This is a genomic window from Streptomyces sp. NRRL WC-3742, from assembly GCF_000720635.1.
In the GTDB taxonomy this organism is placed as follows: Bacteria; Actinomycetota; Actinomycetes; order Streptomycetales; family Streptomycetaceae; genus Kitasatospora.
In genome coordinates, this window is sequence record NZ_JOCF01000014.1 from 67,801 (window position 1) to 85,872 (window position 18,072).

Sequence of the window (18,072 nt, forward strand, 5' to 3'; positions counted from 1 at the left end):
AGGCAGCGGCGCCCGCCGCCGGTCCGGACGATCCCGGACGGCGGCGGGCGCCGGAGCCGCCCAACTGTGTTTGCCTACATCATCCGCAGGATCTTCGCGGCCCTGGTGCTGCTCCTGGTGGTCAGCGCGGTCACCTTCGCGATCTTCTTCCTGCTGCCGCGGCTCGCCGGCGAGACCGTCGACCAGCTGGCCGCCCAGTACATCGGGAAGAACCCGTCACCCGAGACGATCGCGGCGGTCAAGCAGAACCTCGGCCTCGACCAGCCGCTGTACACCCAGTACTGGAACTTCCTGAAGGCGCTGTTCACCGGCGCCGAGTACCAGTTCGGCCCGGAACCGGCCACCTGCAACGTGCCCTGCTTCGGCTACAGCTTCAAGAACCACCTCGAGGTCTGGCCCGAGATGACCAGCCGCATCCCGGTCACCATCTCGCTGGCCACCGGTGCAGCGGTCATCTGGCTCGTCTCCGGCGTCGCCGCCGGTGTCGTCTCCGCCCTCAAGCCGCGCTCGATCTTCGACCGGCTCGCCATGGGCGTCGCCCTGGCCGGCGTCTCGCTGCCCGTGTTCTTCACCGGCGCCCTGCTGCTGACCCTGTTCAGCTACGAGTGGCCCATCCTCGACAACCTGCAGTACGTCGACTTCACCGAGGACCCGCTCAGCTGGGCCCGCAACCTGATCCTCCCCTGGATCTCGCTGGCCTTCCTCTACTCCGCGCTCTACGCCCGCCTCACCCGGGCCGGGATGCTGGAGACCATGAGCGAGGACTACATCCGCACCGCCCGGGCCAAGGGCCTGGCCGAGCGCAAGGTCGTCGTCCGGCACGGGCTGCGCTCCGCGCTCACGCCCATCATCACCATCTTCGGCATGGACCTCGGTCTGCTGCTCGGCGGTGCGCTGATCACCGAGCAGGTCTTCTCGCTCCAGGGCGTCGGCCAGTTCGCCGTCCAGGCGATCTCCGACAACGACCTGCCGAAGATCCTCGGCGTCACGCTGCTCGCCGCCTTCTTCATCGTCGTCTGCAACCTCGTGGTCGACCTCCTGTACGCCCTCGTCGACCCCCGGGTGAGGATCTCGTGACCGACCTCGACAAGACCGCGACGCCGCAGCCCGAGGACCCCCAGTCCTCGGACGCCGCAGCCGACGCCGCCGCAGCCGACGCCGCGCCGCGCCTGCCCGCCGGGGACCCGTTCCTGTCGGTGCGCGACCTGCGCATCCACTTCGACACCGACGACGGCCTCGTCCGCTCGGTGGACGGCGTCAGCTTCGACCTGCACAAGGGCCGCACCCTCGGCATCGTCGGCGAGTCCGGCTCCGGCAAGTCCGTCACCTCGCTGGGCATCATGGGCCTGCACCGCTCCAAGCGGGCCCTGATCAGCGGCGAGATCCGCCTCGACGGCGAGGACCTGATCGCCGCCGGACCGGACCGGGTGCGCCAACTGCGCGGCCGCGAACTGGCGATGATCTTCCAGGACCCGCTGACCGCGATGCACCCGTACTACACGGTCGGCGCCCAGATCGTCGAGGCGTACCGGGTGCACCACCCCGAGGCGACCAAGAAGCAGGCCCGGACCCGAGCGGTCGAGATGCTCGCCCGCGTCGGCATCCCGCAGCCCGACCGGCGGGCGGACGACTACCCGCACCAGTTCTCGGGCGGCATGCGCCAGCGCGCGATGATCGCCATGGCGCTCGTCAACGACCCCTCGCTGCTGATCGCCGACGAGCCCACCACCGCCCTCGACGTCACCGTCCAGGCGCAGATCCTGGACCTCATCCGCGACCTCCAGGACGAGTTCGGCTCCGCCGTCATCATCATCACCCACGACCTCGGGGTGGTCGCCGAGCTCGCCGACGAGATCCTCGTCATGTACGGCGGCAAGTGCGTCGAGCGCGGCCCCGCCGAGACCCTCTTCGACGCGCCCGAACACCCCTACACCTGGGGCCTGTTGGGCTCGATGCCCCGCCTCGACCGCGAACTGCAGGACAGGCTGGTGCCGGTCAGGGGCACCCCGCCCAGCCTGATCAACGTGCCGTCCGGCTGCGCCTTCCACCCGCGCTGCCCGTACGCGTCGCAGACCGGCGGGCGCTCGGAGAACGAGGTGCCGGTGCTGGCCGAGGCCACCCCCGGGCACTTCGCGGCCTGCCACCTGCCCGCGGCCGACCGGCACCGCATCTTCACCGAAGAGATCGCGCCCCGGCTGTGAGCCAGGCCCCGTACCACCATCCTGGAGAGAACCGATGACGGACACTCAGGCGGCCGGGACCACCGCGACCGCTCCGGCCGCGGACCGCGAGCCGCTGCTGAAGGTGACCGGCCTGACCCGGCACTTCCCGATCCGCGGCGGGCTGCTGCAGCGCCAGACCGGCGCCGTGCGGGCCGTCGACGGCATCGACTTCACCGTCAACGCGGGCGAGACGCTCGGCGTCGTCGGCGAGTCCGGCTGCGGCAAGTCGACCATGGGCCGACTCGTCACCCGGCTCGACGAACCCACCGGCGGGACCGTCGAGTTCGAGGGCACCGACATCACCCACCTGGGGGTCGGGGCGATGCGGCCGCTGCGGCGCGACATCCAGATGATCTTCCAGGACCCGTACTCCTCGCTGAACCCCCGGCACACCGTCGGCACCATCGTCAGCGCGCCCTTCAAACTGCAGAACGCGACCCCCGAGGGCGGGATCAAGAAGGCCGTCCAGGACCTGCTGGAGCTGTGCGGGCTCAGCCCCGAGCACTACAACCGCTACCCGCACGAGTTCTCCGGCGGCCAGCGCCAGCGCATCGGCATCGCCCGGGCGCTCGCCCTGCGGCCCAAGATGATCGTCGCCGACGAGCCGGTCTCCGCGCTCGACGTCTCCATCCAGGCCCAGGTCGTCAACCTGCTGGACGACCTCCAGAAGGAGCTCGGCCTGACGTACCTGATCATCGCGCACGACCTCTCGGTGGTCCGGCACGTCTCCGACCGGGTGGCGGTGATGTACCTCGGCAAGATCGTCGAGATCGCCGACCGCGACTCGCTCTACCGCAACCCGCGCCACCCGTACACCACGGCCCTGATGTCCGCGGTGCCCGTCCCCGACCCGCGCCGGCGCCAGCGCTCGGGCCGCGAGCGCATCCTGCTCAAGGGCGACGTCCCCTCGCCGATCAACCCGCCCAGCGGCTGCCGCTTCCGCACCCGCTGCTGGAAGGCCCAGGACGTCTGCGCGAGCCAGGAGCCGCCGCTGGCCACCCTGGCCACCGGCCACCAGGTGGCGTGCCACTTCCCCGAGGGAACCGAGGGGAACGAGGGGAACGGCCGGCGCAGCCCGGAGAGCACGGAGGCGGAGCCGGCCGCCTGAGCCGCTGTACGCAAGAAGTCCGCCCGCCCCTGACGTTCGGGGACGGGCGGACTTCTTGCGTACGGGCCTCAGCGGGAGCCGGTGAGCACCTGCTCCGCCGCGGCCGTCGCAGGAGCCTCGGGGGTCTGCGCCGCCTGGCCGGGAATGGCCGGGGCCGCGGGGGCGGCGGCCGGGAAGCGGCGGTTGACGGCCTTCACGGCCTTGCGGCCGAGGTTCTGGAACGGGATCTCCACCAGCCGGTAGGAGAGGTAGCTCACCAGTACCAGCGCGCCCATGAACGCGGTGAACTGGATGCCCCGGTCCTTCCAGGTGACGATCGGTGCGTGCCCCTCCAGCAGCCAGTTCATGCCGTGGATCAGAGGGTTGTGCAGCAGGTAGACCGAGAAGCTGATGGAGCCCAGCCAGCTGAGCCAGCGCGGCCAGCGGCGCTTGCGCAGCAGCATTCCGGCCGCGAACACCACCCAGGCGGCGAGGTAGGCGAAGGAGAACGCCTTCCACGAACCGCCGGTGAAGGTCCGGCCCATGGCCGCGCCGTGGTTGTAGAGGTAGCCGACCACGACGCCGGAGACGGCCACGAAGGTGCAGGTCAGCAGGGCCGGGAGCCGGTCGATCTGGCCGTGCTCCAGGCGGTAGAGGACGGTGCCCGCGAACATCGTCGCGAAGATCATCATGGTCTCGAAGCCGGTGGACCGGCTGTTCAGCAGGATCAGCGTCAGCCCGAGACCGCCGAGCATGAGCCCGCCCCAGCGGGTCATGTCGAGGCGACCGGTGAAGATGCACGCCATCGCCATGAGGACGACCAGGGCGGCGGCGCCGACGAGGTGCCGGGTCGAGGCCAGGTCGGTGGAGATGGTTCCGAGGGCCAGCCAGCCGCCGAGCACCAGGGCGAAGCCCGCGAAGCCGATCGCGATGGGCGCGCTCCTGCGGTGCCACCCCATGACGAACAGGGCCGTCACGAAGTAGTAGAAGATCATCTCGTAGGTGAGCGTCCACATCACGCCGACGATGTTGGGGACGCCCATCATGTCCTGCAGCATCAGGCCGTTGGCCACCGTGGACAGCAGCGGGTGGTCGAAGGCGAAGCCCTGCACCACCGTGTACGGCCGGGGCAGGACCAGGAGGCTGCCGACCACGGTGAGGATCACGACCGGGAGGATCCGGAAGAACCGGCCCGCCCAGAACCCGCGGACGTCACCCCGCCGCTCCAGGGAGGCCGGGATGATGTACCCGCTGACCAGGAAGAACAGCATCACGCCGAATACCCCGGGGTCCGCGTACGCGGGAACCTTGGTGCCGTGGGGCACCCAGTAGAACGGCAGCGCGAGGTGGTACACCGCGACCGACAGGGCGGCTATGCCGCGCAGCGCGTCGAGCCAGGCGAGTCTCGACGAGGCGGGGGAGGCGGGAGCGCCCTCGGCGGTGCGACCGCCCGTGCGTCGCCTGGATACGCGTTCGATCAGCTTCACAGGCGGGAGGCTAGCCGACGCCGGGGCGCGGGGATCGTCCGAGGAAGGAGGAACGGGCCCTCGGGGGCACTTCGTGGCCGGGTCGTGATCCGGGGGCGGTTCCGGGCGGGGCGGCCGTACGCGGAGGGGAGGGTTCCGGACGGGTCATAGTTGTCTCCGTGACCTCCCAGATCTTCCCCTCCGACGTGCAGCAGTCGCTGGACCTCGTCGGCATCTTCGTCTTCGCCCTGTCCGGGGGCCTGCTCGCCGTCCGCAAGAACATGGACATCTTCGGCATCGCCGTGCTGGCCGAGGTCACCGCCCTGGGTGGCGGGGTGATGCGGGACCTGGTGATCGGGGCCACGCCCGTCGCGGCCTTCACCAACCTCGGGTACTTCGTCACGCCGCTGGCCGCCGCGCTGGTGGTGTTCTTCCTGCACCCCGAGGTGGAGCGGATCAACCGGGCGGTGCAGACGCTGGACGCGCTCGGGCTCGGGCTGTTCTGCGTCACCGGCACCGCCAAGGCGCACGACTACGGGCTGGGCGCGGTCTCGGCCGTCGCGCTCGGGATGGTCACCGCCGCCGGCGGCGGGGTGATCCGTGACGTGCTGGCCGGGGAGATCCCCTCGCTGCTGCGCTGGGACCGGGAGATCTACGCCGTCCCGGCGCTGGTCGGGGCCGCGCTGGTGGCCGTCCTGATCGGCCTGGACCGGCTCACGGGCATCACCGGCACCGCCGCCGCGCTCACCGCCTTCGGGCTCCGGATGCTCGCCCTGAAGTACGGCTGGCGTGCGCCGCGGGCTTGGCGCCGCAACGGTTCTCGCACCAGCGAGGAGTAGGCGAGCCGCCGTACGCCAGCGAGATCGCCTCCGCCGTGCAGAGCAGCTCCGGCACCATGCGGGCCAGCTCCGCCGGGGCCACCCGGCTGGCCGGGGCGCTCAGCGCGCAGGCCGCCACCGCACGGCCGTCGCTGCCCGCCACCGGCGCGGCCACGCAGGTCACCGGCTCCCGGTGCTCGGCCGACTCCGCCGCCCAGCCGCGCCGGCGCACCGCCGCCAGCTCGGGCGGCAGCTCCTCCTCGCGGGCGTCGTCCTGCGGAAGCCCGGCCAGCAGCACCCGGCCCACCGCCGTCCCCGTCACCGGCGCCCGGCGCCCGATCCGCGGCGGCCGCTCGGCCCAGTGCCCGGCCACCTCGTCCACGTACAGGACCTCGCCGTCGTGCAGCACCGCCAGCTGGACGGTGTAGCCGCAGCGCGAGCTCAGCGCCGCGAGGTGCGGCGCGGCCACCTCGCGGACGTCGATCTCCTCCAGCGCCCGGTGGGCCAGCGACAGCAGCCGGCCGCCGAGGCGGTAGCGCAGGTCGGGCTCCCGGCGGGCGAAGCCGTGCTCCTCCAGGTCGCGCAGCAGGCGCAGCGCCGTCGACTTGTGCACGCCGAGGCGGGCGGAAGCCTGGTCGAGGGAGAGCGGGCCGTCGCCGAGCGCGGCGAGCAGCGTCAGCGCGCGGTCGACCGACTGCGACATGGCGGCCCCCGGGAGGTCTGGAGAGAAGTGCTCGTCAGGCTAACCGCTGGGTGGCGCACCGGTACAAACCGGTACCGGACGCCGGTGTCCGTCGGGCGGCACGGGCCGGGCGGGGCGGGTTGGCCGGATCGGTGCGGGCCGGGAACGGCGCCCCGGGCGGCCCACTACAATCGGGGGGTTATGCCATACCTGGACCATGCGGCGACATCGCCGATGCTGCCCGAGGCGATCGCCGCGATGTCGGCGCACCTGGGGGTGGTCGGCAACCCCTCGTCCCTGCACGCGGCCGGCCGCCGCGCCCGCCGGGTGGTGGAGGAGGCCCGCGAATCGCTGGCCGATTCGCTGGGCGCGCGCCCGAGCGAGATCGTGCTCACCGGCGGCGGCACCGAGTCCGACAACCTGGCCGTCAAGGGCCTGTACTGGGCCCGCCGCGACGCCGACCCGGCCCGCACCCGGGTGCTGTGCAGCCCGGTCGAGCACCACGCGGTGCTGGACGCGGTGCACTGGCTCTCCGAGCACGAGGGCGCGGAGGTCGAGTACCTGCCGGTGGACGCGCTCGGCCGGGTGCACCCCGAGGCGCTGCGCGCGGCGATCGAACGGGACCCGTCCTCCGTCGCCCTGGTCACCGTGATGTGGGCCAACAACGAGGTCGGCACCGTCCAGCCTGTGCACGAACTCACCGCCGTGGCCGCCGAGTTCGGCATCCCGATGCACGCGGACGCGGTGCAGGCGCTCGGCCAGGTGCCGGTCTCCTTCGCCGACTCCGGGCTCACCGCGCTCACCGTCACCGGCCACAAGATCGGCGGTCCGTTCGGCATCGGCGCCCTGCTGCTGTCGCGCGGGGCCGCGCCCGTCCCGCTGCTGCACGGCGGCGGGCAGGAGCGCGACGTGCGCTCCGGCACCCTCGACGCCCCCGCCGCCGCCGGCTTCGCGGCCGCCACCGCCTGGGCCGTCGAGCACCGGGAGAAGCACGCGCTGACGCTCGGGGCGCTGCGCGACGAGCTGGTCGCGGGCGTGCTGGCCGCCGTCCCGGACGCGGTGCTCAACGGGGACCGGGCCCCCGAGGGTCGGCTTCCCGCCAACGCCCACTTCTCCTTCCCCGGCTGCGAGGGCGACGCCCTGCTGATGCTGCTCGACGCGGCCGGCATCGAGTGCTCCACCGGCTCCGCCTGCTCGGCCGGGGTGCCGCAGCCCAGCCACGTGCTGCTCGCCATGGGCGTGGACCCGCTGCTGGCGCGGGCCTCCCTGCGGTTCTCGCTCGGGCACACCTCGGTGCGGGAGGACGTGACGGAGCTGGTGGAGGCGATCGGGCCGGCGGTGCAGCGGGCGCGCAACGCGGGGCTGGCGTCCGTACGGCGGTGATCATCGCGGCTGTCGGGAACAGGGCGGCCACCCCGTACCCTTGTTGCCATCATGACTGACTTCCCGGGCGCCCCGACCACCCCTTCCACCGGCCGTCTGCGCGTGCTCGCGGCGATGTCCGGCGGAGTCGACTCCGCCGTCGCCGCCGCGCGCGCCGTCGAAGCGGGGCACGAGGTGACGGGCGTCCACCTGGCGCTGTCCGCCAACCCGCAGTCCTTCCGCACGGGCGCCCGCGGCTGCTGCACCATCGAGGACTCGCGCGACGCCTGGCGGGCGGCCGACGTGATCGGCATCCCGTTCTACGTCTGGGACCTCGCCGAGCGCTTCCGCGAGGACGTCATCGACGACTTCGTGGCCGAGTACGCGGCCGGCCGCACGCCCAACCCCTGCCTGCGCTGCAACGAGAAGATCAAGTTCGCGGCGCTGCTCGACAAGGCGGTCGCCCTCGGCTTCGACGCCGTCTGCACCGGGCACTACGCCCGCATCGTCGACCTTCCGGACGGCTCGCGCGAGCTGCACCGGGCCGTCGACTCCGCCAAGGACCAGTCCTATGTCCTCGGCGTGCTCGACGCCGACCAGCTCGCCCACTCGCTCTTCCCGCTCGGCGACACCACCAAGGAGGCCATCCGGGAGGAGGCCGAGCGGCGCGGCCTGGCCGTGGCCAAGAAGCCCGACAGCCACGACATCTGCTTCATCGCGGACGGCGACACCCAGGGCTTCCTCGCCCGCCACCTCGGCACCGCCACCGGCGACATCCTCGACACGGACGGCACCAAGCTCGGCGAGCACGACGGCGCGTACGGCTTCACCATCGGCCAGCGCAAGGGCCTGCGCATCGGCCGCCCGGCGGCGGACGGCAAGCCGCGGTACGTCCTCGACATCTCGCCGGTGAACAACACCGTGACCGTCGGACCGGTCGAGGGCCTGGACGTGGTCGGGCTGACCGCCATCCGCCCCCGCTGGTGCGGCACCGAGGCCCTCGCCGACGGCCGCTACACCGCCCAGCTGCGTGCCCACGGCGAGGAGGTCCCCGTGGCCGCCACCGTGGTCGACGGCGAGCTCCACGTGCGGCTGGACACCCCGGCCCGCGGCATCGCCCCCGGGCAGGCCGTGGTCCTCTACGACGGCACCCGCGTGGTCGGCTCGGCCACCATCGCCACGACGGAGCGCCCGGCCCTGACGGCCTGAGCGACGACGCCCCGGCCGGCTTCTCCTGCGGGTCCTCCTGCGGTTTTCCGCAGGGGAAGCGGGCGGTCGACCTCATGGTGGCGGCCCCGGCGGGTTCCTAGCGTGGACGGCATGATCGCAACGCCGAACGCCTCATCCCTCCTCGCCTCGTCCCTCCTCGCCCCACCGCTCCTCGCCTCCTCCGCCGAGCCCGCCGGCGGCATCGCCGGCTGGGCCGCCGACGTGATGGGAAGCCTCGGCGCCCCGGGCGCCGGCCTGACCAACCTCGTCGACACCGTCCTGCCGTTCATCCCCAGCGAGGTCATCCTCCCGATCGCCGGATTCGCCGCCGGACAGGGCCGGTTGAGCCTGCCGGCCGTCATCCTGTGGACCACGATCGGCTCGATCGTCGGCTCCTGGATCGTCTACGCCGCCGGCGCCCTCCTGGGCCGCGACCGCACCCGCGCGCTCGCCGCCCGCATCCCCTTCGTCAGTCCGCACGAACTGGACAGGGCCGAAGCCTGGTTCGAACGGCACGGCCGCACCGCCGTCCTGATCGCCCGCATGGTGCCGGTGGTGCGCAGCCTCATCTCGGTACCGGCCGGGATCCAGCGGATGCCGCTGACCGCCTTCACCCTGATGACCGCCGTCGGCAGCCTGGTCTGGAACACCGCCTTCGTGCTGTTGGGATACTGGCTCGGGGACAACTGGCAGCTGGTGGAGGAGTACGGGGGATGGGTGTCGAAGGGCGTGGTGGCGGTCGTGCTGCTGGTCGTCGCCCGCTGGTTCCTGGTACGGATGCGCCGCCGCCCGAGCGCCCGGCACCGTGGGTGAGGGCCGTGCGCGCCGCGGCGGGCATCGCGCTGGGCGCGGTCTCGGCGCTCGCCGCCCTCGCCGTACTGGCGGCCGCCGCGGTGGTGCGGACCCCGGGGCCGGTGGTCCGGCTGGCGGCCCTCGAACGGCGGCGCGTCGCCGCGCTCCTCGGCGGCGGGCCGGGCTCCCCGGGCTCCCCGGCCTCCCCGGATTTCCCAGCCTCCCTGGATTCCCCGGATTGCTCTGAGCCGATCGAGCCGAGGCGGGCCTCCGCCTACCTGTGGTGCCGCGTCCCCGTCGGCCTGCTCGGGGGCGGGGCCCTGTTCCTGCTGGCGGTGGGCGGCTGGACGGCCACCGCCGGGCTGCGCCGCTGGCTCACCGGCCACGAGTTCGACGGCATGGCCCCGACCTGGCCGGTCGCCGGATACCTCCTCTCCGTCGGCCTGCTGCTGCTCTTCCTCGACCTCGCCGGGCTGGCCGCCGTCGCGGAACTCGAACGCGCACTGGTCCGCCGGTTCCTGGAGCCCGACGAACTCGCCCGGATGCGCCGCCGGATCGACGAACTCGCCGCCAGCCGCTCCGGGATCGTCGAAGCCGTCGACGCCGAACGGCGCCGCATCGAACGCGACCTGCACGACGGCCTCCAGCAACGGCTGGTCGTGGTGTCGATGCTGCTCGGACGGGCACGCCGCAAGGGCTCCGACGAGCTCTACCGGCAGGCGCAGACCGAGGCCGAGCACGCGCTGGAGGAACTGCGCCAGGTGGCCTGGCGGGTGTACCCCGCCTCCCTCGACGAGCTCGGACTGTACGAGGCCCTGGCCGTCGACGCCGAGCGCTCGCCCGTCCCCGTCCACCTCACCGGCGGCCTGACCCGGCGGCCGGCCCCCGCCGTCGAGACGGCCGCCTACTTCACCGTCCGCGAGGCCGTCACCAACGCGGCCAAGCACGCCGGAGCCGGCCGCATCGATGTGACGGTCAGTCAGGACGCCGGCCTGGTCCGGGTGTCGGTGCGGGACGACGGGTGCGGCGGCGCCGACCCCGCCGGAGCGGGCCTGTCCGGCCTGGCCCGCCGGATCGCCGCGCTCGACGGACGCCTGAGCATCGACAGCCCACCGGGGGGACCGACCAAGGTGATTGCGGAACTGCCATGCGCCTGATGATCGCCGAGGACTCCGCGCTGCTGCGCGAGGGCCTCGTCCGCCTGCTGGCCGACGAGGGCCACGAGGTGACCGCCGCCGTCGGCGACGCCGACGCCCTGCTGACCGCCGTCGCCGCGGCCCCGCCGGAGGTGGTGGTCGTGGACGTCCGCATGCCGCCCACCCACACGGACGAGGGCCTGCGCGCCGCCCTGCACCTGCGCGCCGAACACCCCGAGGTGGGCGTCCTGGTGCTGTCCCAGTACGTCGAACAGCGCTACGCCGTCGAACTGCTGGCCTCCGGCACCGAGGGCGTGGGCTACCTGCTGAAGGACCGCGTCGGGAGGGTGGAGGAGTTCCTGGCCGCCCTGGACCGCGTGCACTCCGGCGGCACGGCCTTCGACCCGGAGGTCGTCCGCCGCCTCCTCGCCCGCACCCGGCACACCGACGACCTCGACCGGCTGACCAACCGCGAACGCGAGGTCCTCTCCCTGATGGCCCAGGGCCACACCAACGCGGCCGTCGCCGAGCAGCTCATCGTCTCCAGGAGCGCGGTGGAGAAGCACGCCAACGCCGTCTTCGACAAGCTGCGCCTGCCCCGCGACGGCGGCACCAACCGGCGCGTCCTGGCGGTCCTGCGCTTCCTGGGGAGCTGAGCCGCCGGCCGATCGGAGTCGTCAGCCAGTCGGAGCCGTCAGCCGAGGGCGCTGAGGATCGGGGCCCAGGCGGGGCCGGTCAGGGCGGCGACCGCCTCCTGGTCGGTGAGCGGGGGAGCGGTGCGGGTCGGGGCCGGTCCGTCGCCGCCGGTGCTGTTCCACTGCACCATCTGGAGCTGCGCGCCGGTCGACTTCAGTGTCACCGTGGTCGTCCAGCGGCGGACGCCGCCCTGCGCCGGGCCCTTGGCGGCGTTCTGCTCCTGCATCACCAGGGCCCCGCCGGGGAGTTCGGCGCTGCTCGGCAGTTCGCTCATCCGGCAGGTGTCACCGGGGGCGCGCTTGGGTGCGTCGTCGCAGCTCAGCCCGTCGCCGTCCTGGAGGGGCAGCCTGAGGCGCAGGCCCGAGACGCCGACCGAGGCGGGGCCGTGCCCGTCGTCGAGGATCAGGCCGGCGTTGGCGACGGCGCCGTCGCCCGGGTGGTTCGGGTTCTCGCCCTGACCCTTCACCTGACTGAACCGGCCGCCGGGGAACGTCCCCTCCAGGGCGCGGATCATCTGCGCGTCGCTGATCGCGGTCCGCGGCGCGGCCATCGGGGTCGGCTCCCGGTCGTGGCTCCGGGAGAGGGCGCCGGGGAGCACGAGGCCCGCCGTCGCGATCACGGCGCAGCAGGCGCCGGCCCCGGCGAGGAGACCGGCGGTGCGCCGGCGCCGGAGGCTGCGCCCGCGGGTGACGGCCCCCCGCGTCAGCACGGCGAGATCGGGTTCGAGGGTGTCGGCCGTACGGTCCAGGGCGTGGGCGAGGTCTGCTTCGAAGGGCATCTCGGTGTCGTCTCTTCCGTCTCGGAGGGGGTGCGGGTCAGAGGGAGATCAGGTCGGAGAGGCTGTCGCCGAGCAGCACCCGCGCCTTGGCGAGCGCCCGGGTGCCCCGGGAGCGGACCGCGCTGCTCGTCATCCTGAGCATCCCGGCGGTCTCCTCGATGCTGCGGTCCTCCCAGTAGCGCAGTAGCAGCACCGCCCGGTCCCGGGGCGGCAGTTGGGCCAGCGCGTCCAGCAGGGTCAGCCGCAGTGCGGTGTCCGGGCCGGAGGCCGTGCCCTCGGGCAGGCTCCCGCTCCCGGTGGGGCGCTCGGAGGCGCTCATCCGCCGCCGCAGGCTGAGGAAGGTGCGGACCAGCACCGTCTGGGCGTACGCCGCGGGGTTGTCCGCCCGGGCCACCTTCCGCCAGTGCACGTACACCTTGCCGAGCGCCTCCTGGACGAGGTCCTCCGCCAGATGCGCGTCCCCCGCCGCGAGCACGTACGCCGACCGGTAGAGCGCCTTCGCCCTCCCGGCCACGAACGCCACGTACTCGTCCTCCTGTGCCGCCTTCACCCGTTCCCCGCCCGTCCGCTCGTTCCGTGTTCCCTGTGCATGCCCTACACGACTACGCGGGGCGCCCGGGATGTCGCACGGGAGGCCATAGTGCACGGCATGACCTTCTACGAGCAGCACCGCGACTTCATCGAGGAACTGGAGCGGATCGCCCCGGAGGGCGTCCGGATCGAGTGGTCCGGGGACACGCTGATCGTGCAGGCAGCGCCGTCCAACATCCACCAGCTCAACGTGGCGCAGGTGCGCCGGCAGTTCGAGCAGCACGTGCCGGACGGCTACCTCCCCAGCGAGCGGAGCGAGATCGTCAGCCCGGACGTCTCCAGGGGCCGTGAGCCGGACCTGACGTACTCCTTCGGCTTCACCCTGGAGCTGTCGAAGCTGGTCCCGTACGCGGACTGAGTGGCGCGTGGGGGGCGGCGGCGTGGTAGACCAGTTCGCACTATGAATATCTGTGTTTTCTGCTCCGCGTACTCGCTCGACGACCGTTACACCGCTCCCGCCGCGGAGTTCGCCCGGCTGTTGGGGGAGGGCGGGCACACGCTGGTCTGGGGTGGGTCGAACGCCGGGCTGATGGGGGTGCTGGCGGACGGGGTGAAGGCCGCCGGGGGCGGGCTCGTCGGGGTGATGGTGGAGATGCTGCGGCACAAGGCGTACGCCGGTGCGGACGAGCTGGTGTGGACGGCCGACCTCGCGGAGCGCAAGGCGGAGCTGGCGAACCGGGCCGACGCGATCGTGGTGCTGGTCGGCGGGCTGGGGACGCTGGACGAGGTCACCGAGGTGCTGGAGCTGAAGAAGCACGGCATGTTCGACAAGCCGGTCGTGGTGCTCGACACCGAGGGGTTCTACGGGGGCCTGCGCACCCAGCTCGAGCGGATGGACGAGGAGGGCTTCCTGCCCAGGCCGCTCGCCGAGCTGATCACCTTCGCGGACACGCCCGCCGAGGTGTTCGCCCGGCTCAAGGCTTGAGAGGATCGGGACCATGGCTGCACATCTGATCACCGGCGCCGGCTCCGGCATCGGCGCCGTCCTGGCCGAGCGACTCCAGGAGCGCGGGGAGGAGCTCTGGCTCCTCGCCCGCGACGCCCGGCGGGCCGCCGAGCTGCGCGAGCGGTTCTCCGGCGCGAAGACCCTGGTCGGCGACCTCGGGGACCCGGCGAAGCTCTCCTGGGCCTTCGGGCAGCAGCAGCTGCCCGTCCGGCTGGACTCGCTGCTGCACGTGGCGGGCGTCGTCGAGCTGGGCCAGGTCGGCGAACTGCCCGTCAAGGCTTGGCAGGAGACGCTGAACATCAACCTCGTCGCGCCCGCCGAGCTGACCCGGCTGATGCTGCCCTCGCTGCGCCTGGCCAAGGGGCACGTGGTGTTCGTCAACTCCGGCGCCGGGCTGAACGCCCACGCCGAGTGGTCGGCCTACGCGGCGAGCAAGCACGGGCTGCGCGCGCTCGCGGACTCGCTGCGGCAGGAGGAGCACGCGGGCGGCGTCCGCGTCACCACCGTGTACCCGGGGCGCACCGCCACCGCGATGCAGGTCAAGGTGCACCAGCAGGAGGGCAGGGAGTACGACGCCTCGCGCTTCATCGCCCCGGAGTCGGTGGCGAAGGCCGTCCTCGCCGCGCTGGACGCCTCGCGGGACGCGGAGATCACCGACATCACCGTCCGCCCGGGGCAGTGATCACGGCTGAAGGAGTGATCGCGCGGCACTAGGCTCGGTGGGGTGAGCACCGAACACCCCTTCCCCGACCTGACCGGCGCCGCGACGGGCGTCGGTTCGCTGCCCGGCACCGACGCCCGGGAGGCGGCCAAGACCGCCACCGGGGCGTTGGAGCACCTGCCGTTCCTGCCCGAGCTGCCCGCCCGCGGCCCGGGCGCCGACATGATCGGCCGCAGCGCCGGCCTGCTGGTGGAGCTGTTCGCGCAGACCGAGCCCAGCGGCTGGCGCTTCGCCGACCGCCCCGGCCGGGACACCCGGCGCGCGCACTCCTGGCTCGGCGAGGACCTGGACGCCCTGGAGGAGTTCACCCAGGGCTACGCGGGCGCGCTCAAGGTGCAGGCGGTGGGCCCGTGGACGCTGGCGGCGAGCATCGAGCTCAAGTACGGGGAGAAGGCGCTCGCCGACCCCGGCGCCTGCCGGGACATCGCCGGCTCGCTCACCGAGGGCCTGCGCCGCCACCTGGCCGAGGTCCGCAGGCGAGTCCCGGGCGCGCAGGTGGTGCTGCAGCTGGACGAGCCGTCCCTGCCGGCCGTCCTCTCGGGCCGGGTGAGGACGGCCAGCGGCTTCCAGCGGCTGCGCTCCGTCGACCGGCAGGTGGCCGAGGAGGCACTGCGGGAGACGATCCGGGCCCTGGGCGTGCCCGTGGTGGTGCACTGCTGCGCGCCCGAGGTGCCGATCCCGCTGCTGCGCCGGGCCGGGGTGGCCGGCGTCTCGCTGGACTTCTCCCTGCTCACCGACCGTTCCGACGACGATCTGGGCGAGGCCGTGGAGGCCGGTACGGCGATCCTGGCGGGCGTCGTCCCGGCCACGGAGCAGGCTGCTTCTCAATCAAGTGGGATGTCAGACCCTGCCGGTAGTGTCCAGGGTGTCAGGACCTTGTGGCGCAGGCTCGGGTTCGCTCCGGAGCTGCTGGGCCGTCGTGTGCTGGTGACGCCGACCTGCGGGTTGGCCGGGGCCTCCCCGGCCTACGCCCGCGAGGCGCTGTCGCTCGCCGCGCGGGCGGCGCGGAGCCTGGTGGACAACCCGGAATGAGACTGTAGGAGGCTTCGGTGACGGCTGTCGAGGGCTGGGAGGACGTCCCGGCGGAGGTGCGCAGGCGGCACGCCGAGCTGGCGGCGGAGATCACGGACCACCGCGCCCGGTACTACGAGCAGGACGCACCGACGGTCAGCGACGCCGAGTTCGACGCGCTGATGCGGGAGCTGGAGGGCCTCGAGGCCGAGCACCCGGCCCTGGTCACCCCGGACTCGCCGAGCCAGAAGGTCGGCGGCGCCCCCACCGCGCTGTTCGCGGAGGTGGAGCACCGCGAGCGGCTGCTCAGCCTGGACAACGCGATGGACGACGAGGAGCTCGGCGCCTGGGCGGACCGGGTCGCCACCGAGCTCCACGGCATCGACTACCACTACCTCTGCGAGCTGAAGGTGGACGGCCTGGCCGTCAACCTCACCTACGAGAACGGCCAGTTGGTGCAGGCGGCGACGCGCGGCGACGGCCGCGTCGGCGAGGACATCACCGCCAACGTCCGCACCATCAAGGAGATCCCGCACCAGCTCAAGGGCGAGAACATCCCCGAGCTGGTGGAGATCCGCGGCGAGGTCTACTTCCCGACGGAGGAGTTCGACGCGCTCAACGCCTCCTTCGCGGAGGAGAACGAGCGCCGCCGGAAGGAGAACGAGGAGCGCGCCAGGGAGGGCAAGCGCCCCCGGGCGATGATCCGGCTCTTCATGAACCCCCGCAACGCCGCCGCCGGTTCGCTGCGCCAGAAGGACCCGCACGTCACCGCCTCGCGCCCGCTGCACATGGTGGTGCACGGCATCGGCGCCCGGGTCGGCTTCGACATCGACAACCAGTCGCACGCCTACCAGCTGCTGCACGAGTGGGGCCTGCCCACCGCCCGGCACAACAAGGTGGTGGGGACGCTCGCCGAGGTCCGGGCCTTCATCGCGCACTTCGGCGAGCAGCGGCACTCGGTCGAGCACGAGATCGACGGCGTCGTGGTGAAGGTGGACGAGATCGCCCTGCAGGGCCGCCTCGGCGCCACCTCCAAGTCCCCGCGCTGGGCGATCGCGTGGAAGTACCCGCCGGAGGAGGTCACCGGCAAGCTGGCCGAGATCAAGGTCGGCATCGGCCGCACCGGCCGGGCCACCCCGTACGCGGTGCTGGCCGAGCCGGTGAAGGTGGCCGGCTCGATGGTGCAGTACGCGACGCTGCACAACCAGGACATCGTCAAGGCCAAGGACGTACTGCTCGGCGACACGATCGTGCTGCGCAAGGCCGGAGACGTCATCCCGGAGATCCTCGGCCCGGTCTACGACCTGCGGGACGGCACCGAGCAGGCGTTCGTGATGCCCTCGCACTGCCCGGAGTGCGGCAGCGAGCTGCGCCCGATGGCCGAGGGGGACATCGACCTGCGCTGCCCGAACGCGCAGCTCTGCCCGGCCCAGATCCGGGAGCGGATCGCCTTCCTCGGCGGGCGGTCCTGCCTGGACGTGGAGGGGCTCGGCTACGTCGCGGCCACCGCGCTGACCCAGCCGCTGGAGCCGGCCGTGGCGCCGGTGCGCACCGAGGCGGACATCTTCGGCCTGACGGTCGAGGAGCTGCTGCCGCTCACGGTGCTGGTGCGCGACCAGAAGTCGGGCATGCCCAAGCTGGACGACGAGACGGGCGAGGAGAAGCGGGTCGCCTTCTTCGCGAACCTCAAGGGCGAGCCGAAGAAGAACACCCAGCTGCTGCTGGAGAACCTGGAGAAGGCGAAGGACCGCCCGCTGTGGCGCTTCCTCAACGGCCTCTCCATCCGGCACGTCGGTCCGGTGGCCGCGCAGGTGCTGGCCCGGGAGTTCCGCGACCTGGACGCGGTCTTCGCCGCGACCGAGGAGGAGCTGGCCGCCGCCGAGGGCGTCGGCCCGACGATCGCCCGCTCGATCAAGGAGTGGTACCAGGAGGAGTGGCACCGGGAGATCCTGGAGAAGTGGCGCGCCGCCGGTGTCCGCTTCACCGAGGAGTTCGCCGACGAGGAGGAGGCGGAGCGCCCGTTGGAGGGCCTCACCGTCGTGGTGACGGGCACGCTCGCCGGTCACACCCGGGACGGCGCCAAGGAGGCGCTGACCTCCCGTGGCGCGAAGGTGACCGGATCCGTGTCGAAGAAGACCGACTTCGTGGTCGCCGGTGACAATCCCGGGTCGAAGTTCGACAAGGCTTCCCAGCTCGGCCTGCCGATCCTGGACGACGCCGGATTCGCCGTGCTCCTCGCGGACGGCCCCGCGGCCGCCCGCGCCCACCTGGGGCTTCCGGAGCCGGAGGCTCCTGCCGCGGCCGACGGGGCGCCGGAGGCTCCCGCCGAGGGCTGACCCGGGGCCCTCGGGTCGAACCCGGGTTGTTATCGTCCTGATGCAACGTCATCGGGTGCCGCTCCGTGAAAGCGGGCATTGTGTCACCGTGCGGCACCCGGTGTGTCAGCGCTTTTCCGGTTGTCCGAAAGTCTGCCCAGCGAGTTGACCCCGGCATACCCTGGAGCGCAACAGAGTGTCAGCAGGGGTGGGGGCACCGGCTGAGCCGGTGGCTCACGG

General features: G+C 72.8%; 18 protein-coding genes. 14 read left to right on the forward strand and 4 right to left on the reverse strand.

The annotated features are described in order from the left end of the window. Nucleotides 1–66: 66 nt before the first annotated feature. From IH61_RS0111115 to IH61_RS0111125, 3 genes are all read left to right on the forward strand, one after another. Nucleotides 67–1,077: an ABC transporter permease gene (locus tag IH61_RS0111115; RefSeq protein ID WP_031068293.1), complete on the forward strand. Its 1,011-nt coding sequence runs from the start codon at nucleotides 67–69 to the stop codon at nucleotides 1,075–1,077. Nucleotides 1,078–1,169: 92 nt separating this feature from the next. After that, entirely contained in the window at nucleotides 1,170–2,201 is a 1,032-nt protein-coding gene (locus IH61_RS0111120; protein WP_051836819.1) for an ABC transporter ATP-binding protein, read from the forward strand. Nucleotides 2,202–2,235: 34 nt separating this feature from the next. After that, the gene (locus tag IH61_RS0111125) at nucleotides 2,236–3,330 is read left to right on the forward strand and encodes an ABC transporter ATP-binding protein (protein ID WP_051836794.1); all 1,095 of its coding nucleotides are present in this window, start codon (nucleotides 2,236–2,238) and stop codon (nucleotides 3,328–3,330) included. A gap of 68 nt (nucleotides 3,331–3,398) precedes the next feature. On the opposite strand, the gene IH61_RS0111130 is transcribed toward IH61_RS0111125, so the two are convergent. Then, nucleotides 3,399–4,796 carry an acyltransferase family protein gene (locus IH61_RS0111130; RefSeq protein ID WP_051836797.1) on the reverse strand — a complete coding sequence of 466 codons (1,398 nt, stop codon included), beginning with the start codon at nucleotides 4,794–4,796 and terminating at the stop codon, nucleotides 3,399–3,401. Nucleotides 4,797–4,954: 158 nt separating this feature from the next. On the opposite strand from IH61_RS0111130, the gene IH61_RS0111135 reads away from it, so the two are divergent. Further along, the gene (locus IH61_RS0111135; protein WP_031068300.1) at nucleotides 4,955–5,614 is read left to right on the forward strand and encodes a trimeric intracellular cation channel family protein; all 660 of its coding nucleotides are present in this window, start codon (nucleotides 4,955–4,957) and stop codon (nucleotides 5,612–5,614) included. Here the strand turns inward: IH61_RS0111135 and IH61_RS0111140 are convergent. Then, nucleotides 5,520–6,296 carry an IclR family transcriptional regulator gene (locus tag IH61_RS0111140; RefSeq protein WP_031068301.1) on the reverse strand — a complete coding sequence of 259 codons (777 nt, stop codon included), beginning with the start codon at nucleotides 6,294–6,296 and terminating at the stop codon, nucleotides 5,520–5,522. The two genes, IH61_RS0111135 and IH61_RS0111140, sit on opposite strands and share 95 nt — an antisense overlap. A gap of 180 nt (nucleotides 6,297–6,476) precedes the next feature. Here IH61_RS0111140 and IH61_RS0111145 point away from each other — a divergent pair, with 180 nt between their 5' ends. The 5 genes from IH61_RS0111145 (at nucleotide 6,477) to IH61_RS0111165 (ending at nucleotide 11,430) form a co-directional block, all read left to right on the forward strand. Further along, a complete protein-coding gene (locus IH61_RS0111145; RefSeq protein WP_031068302.1) occupies nucleotides 6,477–7,658 on the forward strand; it encodes a cysteine desulfurase family protein in 1,182 nt (393 codons plus the stop codon). Nucleotides 7,659–7,709: 51 nt separating this feature from the next. Beyond that, nucleotides 7,710–8,846 carry a tRNA 2-thiouridine(34) synthase MnmA gene (mnmA, locus tag IH61_RS0111150; RefSeq protein ID WP_031068304.1) on the forward strand — a complete coding sequence of 379 codons (1,137 nt, stop codon included), beginning with the start codon at nucleotides 7,710–7,712 and terminating at the stop codon, nucleotides 8,844–8,846. Nucleotides 8,847–8,957: 111 nt separating this feature from the next. Continuing rightward, a complete protein-coding gene (locus tag IH61_RS0111155; RefSeq protein WP_031068306.1) occupies nucleotides 8,958–9,659 on the forward strand; it encodes a DedA family protein in 702 nt (233 codons plus the stop codon). Between the two features lie 5 nt (nucleotides 9,660–9,664). Continuing rightward, the gene (locus tag IH61_RS0111160; RefSeq protein ID WP_234327128.1) at nucleotides 9,665–10,795 is read left to right on the forward strand and encodes a sensor histidine kinase; all 1,131 of its coding nucleotides are present in this window, start codon (nucleotides 9,665–9,667) and stop codon (nucleotides 10,793–10,795) included. Further along, nucleotides 10,786–11,430: a response regulator transcription factor gene (locus IH61_RS0111165; protein ID WP_031068309.1), complete on the forward strand. Its 645-nt coding sequence runs from the start codon at nucleotides 10,786–10,788 to the stop codon at nucleotides 11,428–11,430. Before IH61_RS0111160 ends, IH61_RS0111165 begins: the two co-directional genes overlap by 10 nt. Nucleotides 11,431–11,468: 38 nt before the next feature. Here the strand turns inward: IH61_RS0111165 and IH61_RS0111170 are convergent, their stop codons facing one another. Then, nucleotides 11,469–12,248 carry a hypothetical protein gene (locus IH61_RS0111170; RefSeq protein WP_031068310.1) on the reverse strand — a complete coding sequence of 260 codons (780 nt, stop codon included), beginning with the start codon at nucleotides 12,246–12,248 and terminating at the stop codon, nucleotides 11,469–11,471. A 37-nt stretch (nucleotides 12,249–12,285) separates the two neighbouring features. Then, nucleotides 12,286–12,798 (reverse strand): SigE family RNA polymerase sigma factor, encoded by a 513-nt coding sequence (locus IH61_RS0111175; RefSeq protein ID WP_031068312.1) that lies wholly within the window; start codon nucleotides 12,796–12,798, stop codon nucleotides 12,286–12,288. Between the two features lie 99 nt (nucleotides 12,799–12,897). Here IH61_RS0111175 and IH61_RS0111180 point away from each other — a divergent pair, with 99 nt between their 5' ends. From IH61_RS0111180 to ligA, 5 genes are read left to right on the forward strand one after another with little or no spacing between them, the layout of a single operon-like run. Continuing rightward, nucleotides 12,898–13,197, forward strand: coding sequence for a Uma2 family endonuclease (locus IH61_RS0111180; RefSeq protein ID WP_051836799.1), 300 nt, complete (start codon nucleotides 12,898–12,900; stop codon nucleotides 13,195–13,197). 42 nt (nucleotides 13,198–13,239) lie between these two features. Beyond that, nucleotides 13,240–13,764, forward strand: coding sequence for a TIGR00730 family Rossman fold protein (locus IH61_RS0111185; protein ID WP_031068316.1), 525 nt, complete (start codon nucleotides 13,240–13,242; stop codon nucleotides 13,762–13,764). A gap of 13 nt (nucleotides 13,765–13,777) precedes the next feature. Next, the gene (locus tag IH61_RS0111190; RefSeq protein WP_031068317.1) at nucleotides 13,778–14,467 is read left to right on the forward strand and encodes an SDR family oxidoreductase; all 690 of its coding nucleotides are present in this window, start codon (nucleotides 13,778–13,780) and stop codon (nucleotides 14,465–14,467) included. Nucleotides 14,468–14,509: 42 nt separating this feature from the next. Then, a complete protein-coding gene (locus IH61_RS0111195) occupies nucleotides 14,510–15,538 on the forward strand; it encodes a methionine synthase (protein ID WP_031068321.1) in 1,029 nt (342 codons plus the stop codon). 17 nt (nucleotides 15,539–15,555) lie between these two features. Beyond that, nucleotides 15,556–17,853 carry an NAD-dependent DNA ligase LigA gene (gene ligA / locus IH61_RS0111200; RefSeq protein ID WP_031068323.1) on the forward strand — a complete coding sequence of 766 codons (2,298 nt, stop codon included), beginning with the start codon at nucleotides 15,556–15,558 and terminating at the stop codon, nucleotides 17,851–17,853. The last annotated feature ends 219 nt before the right edge of the window (nucleotides 17,854–18,072 follow it).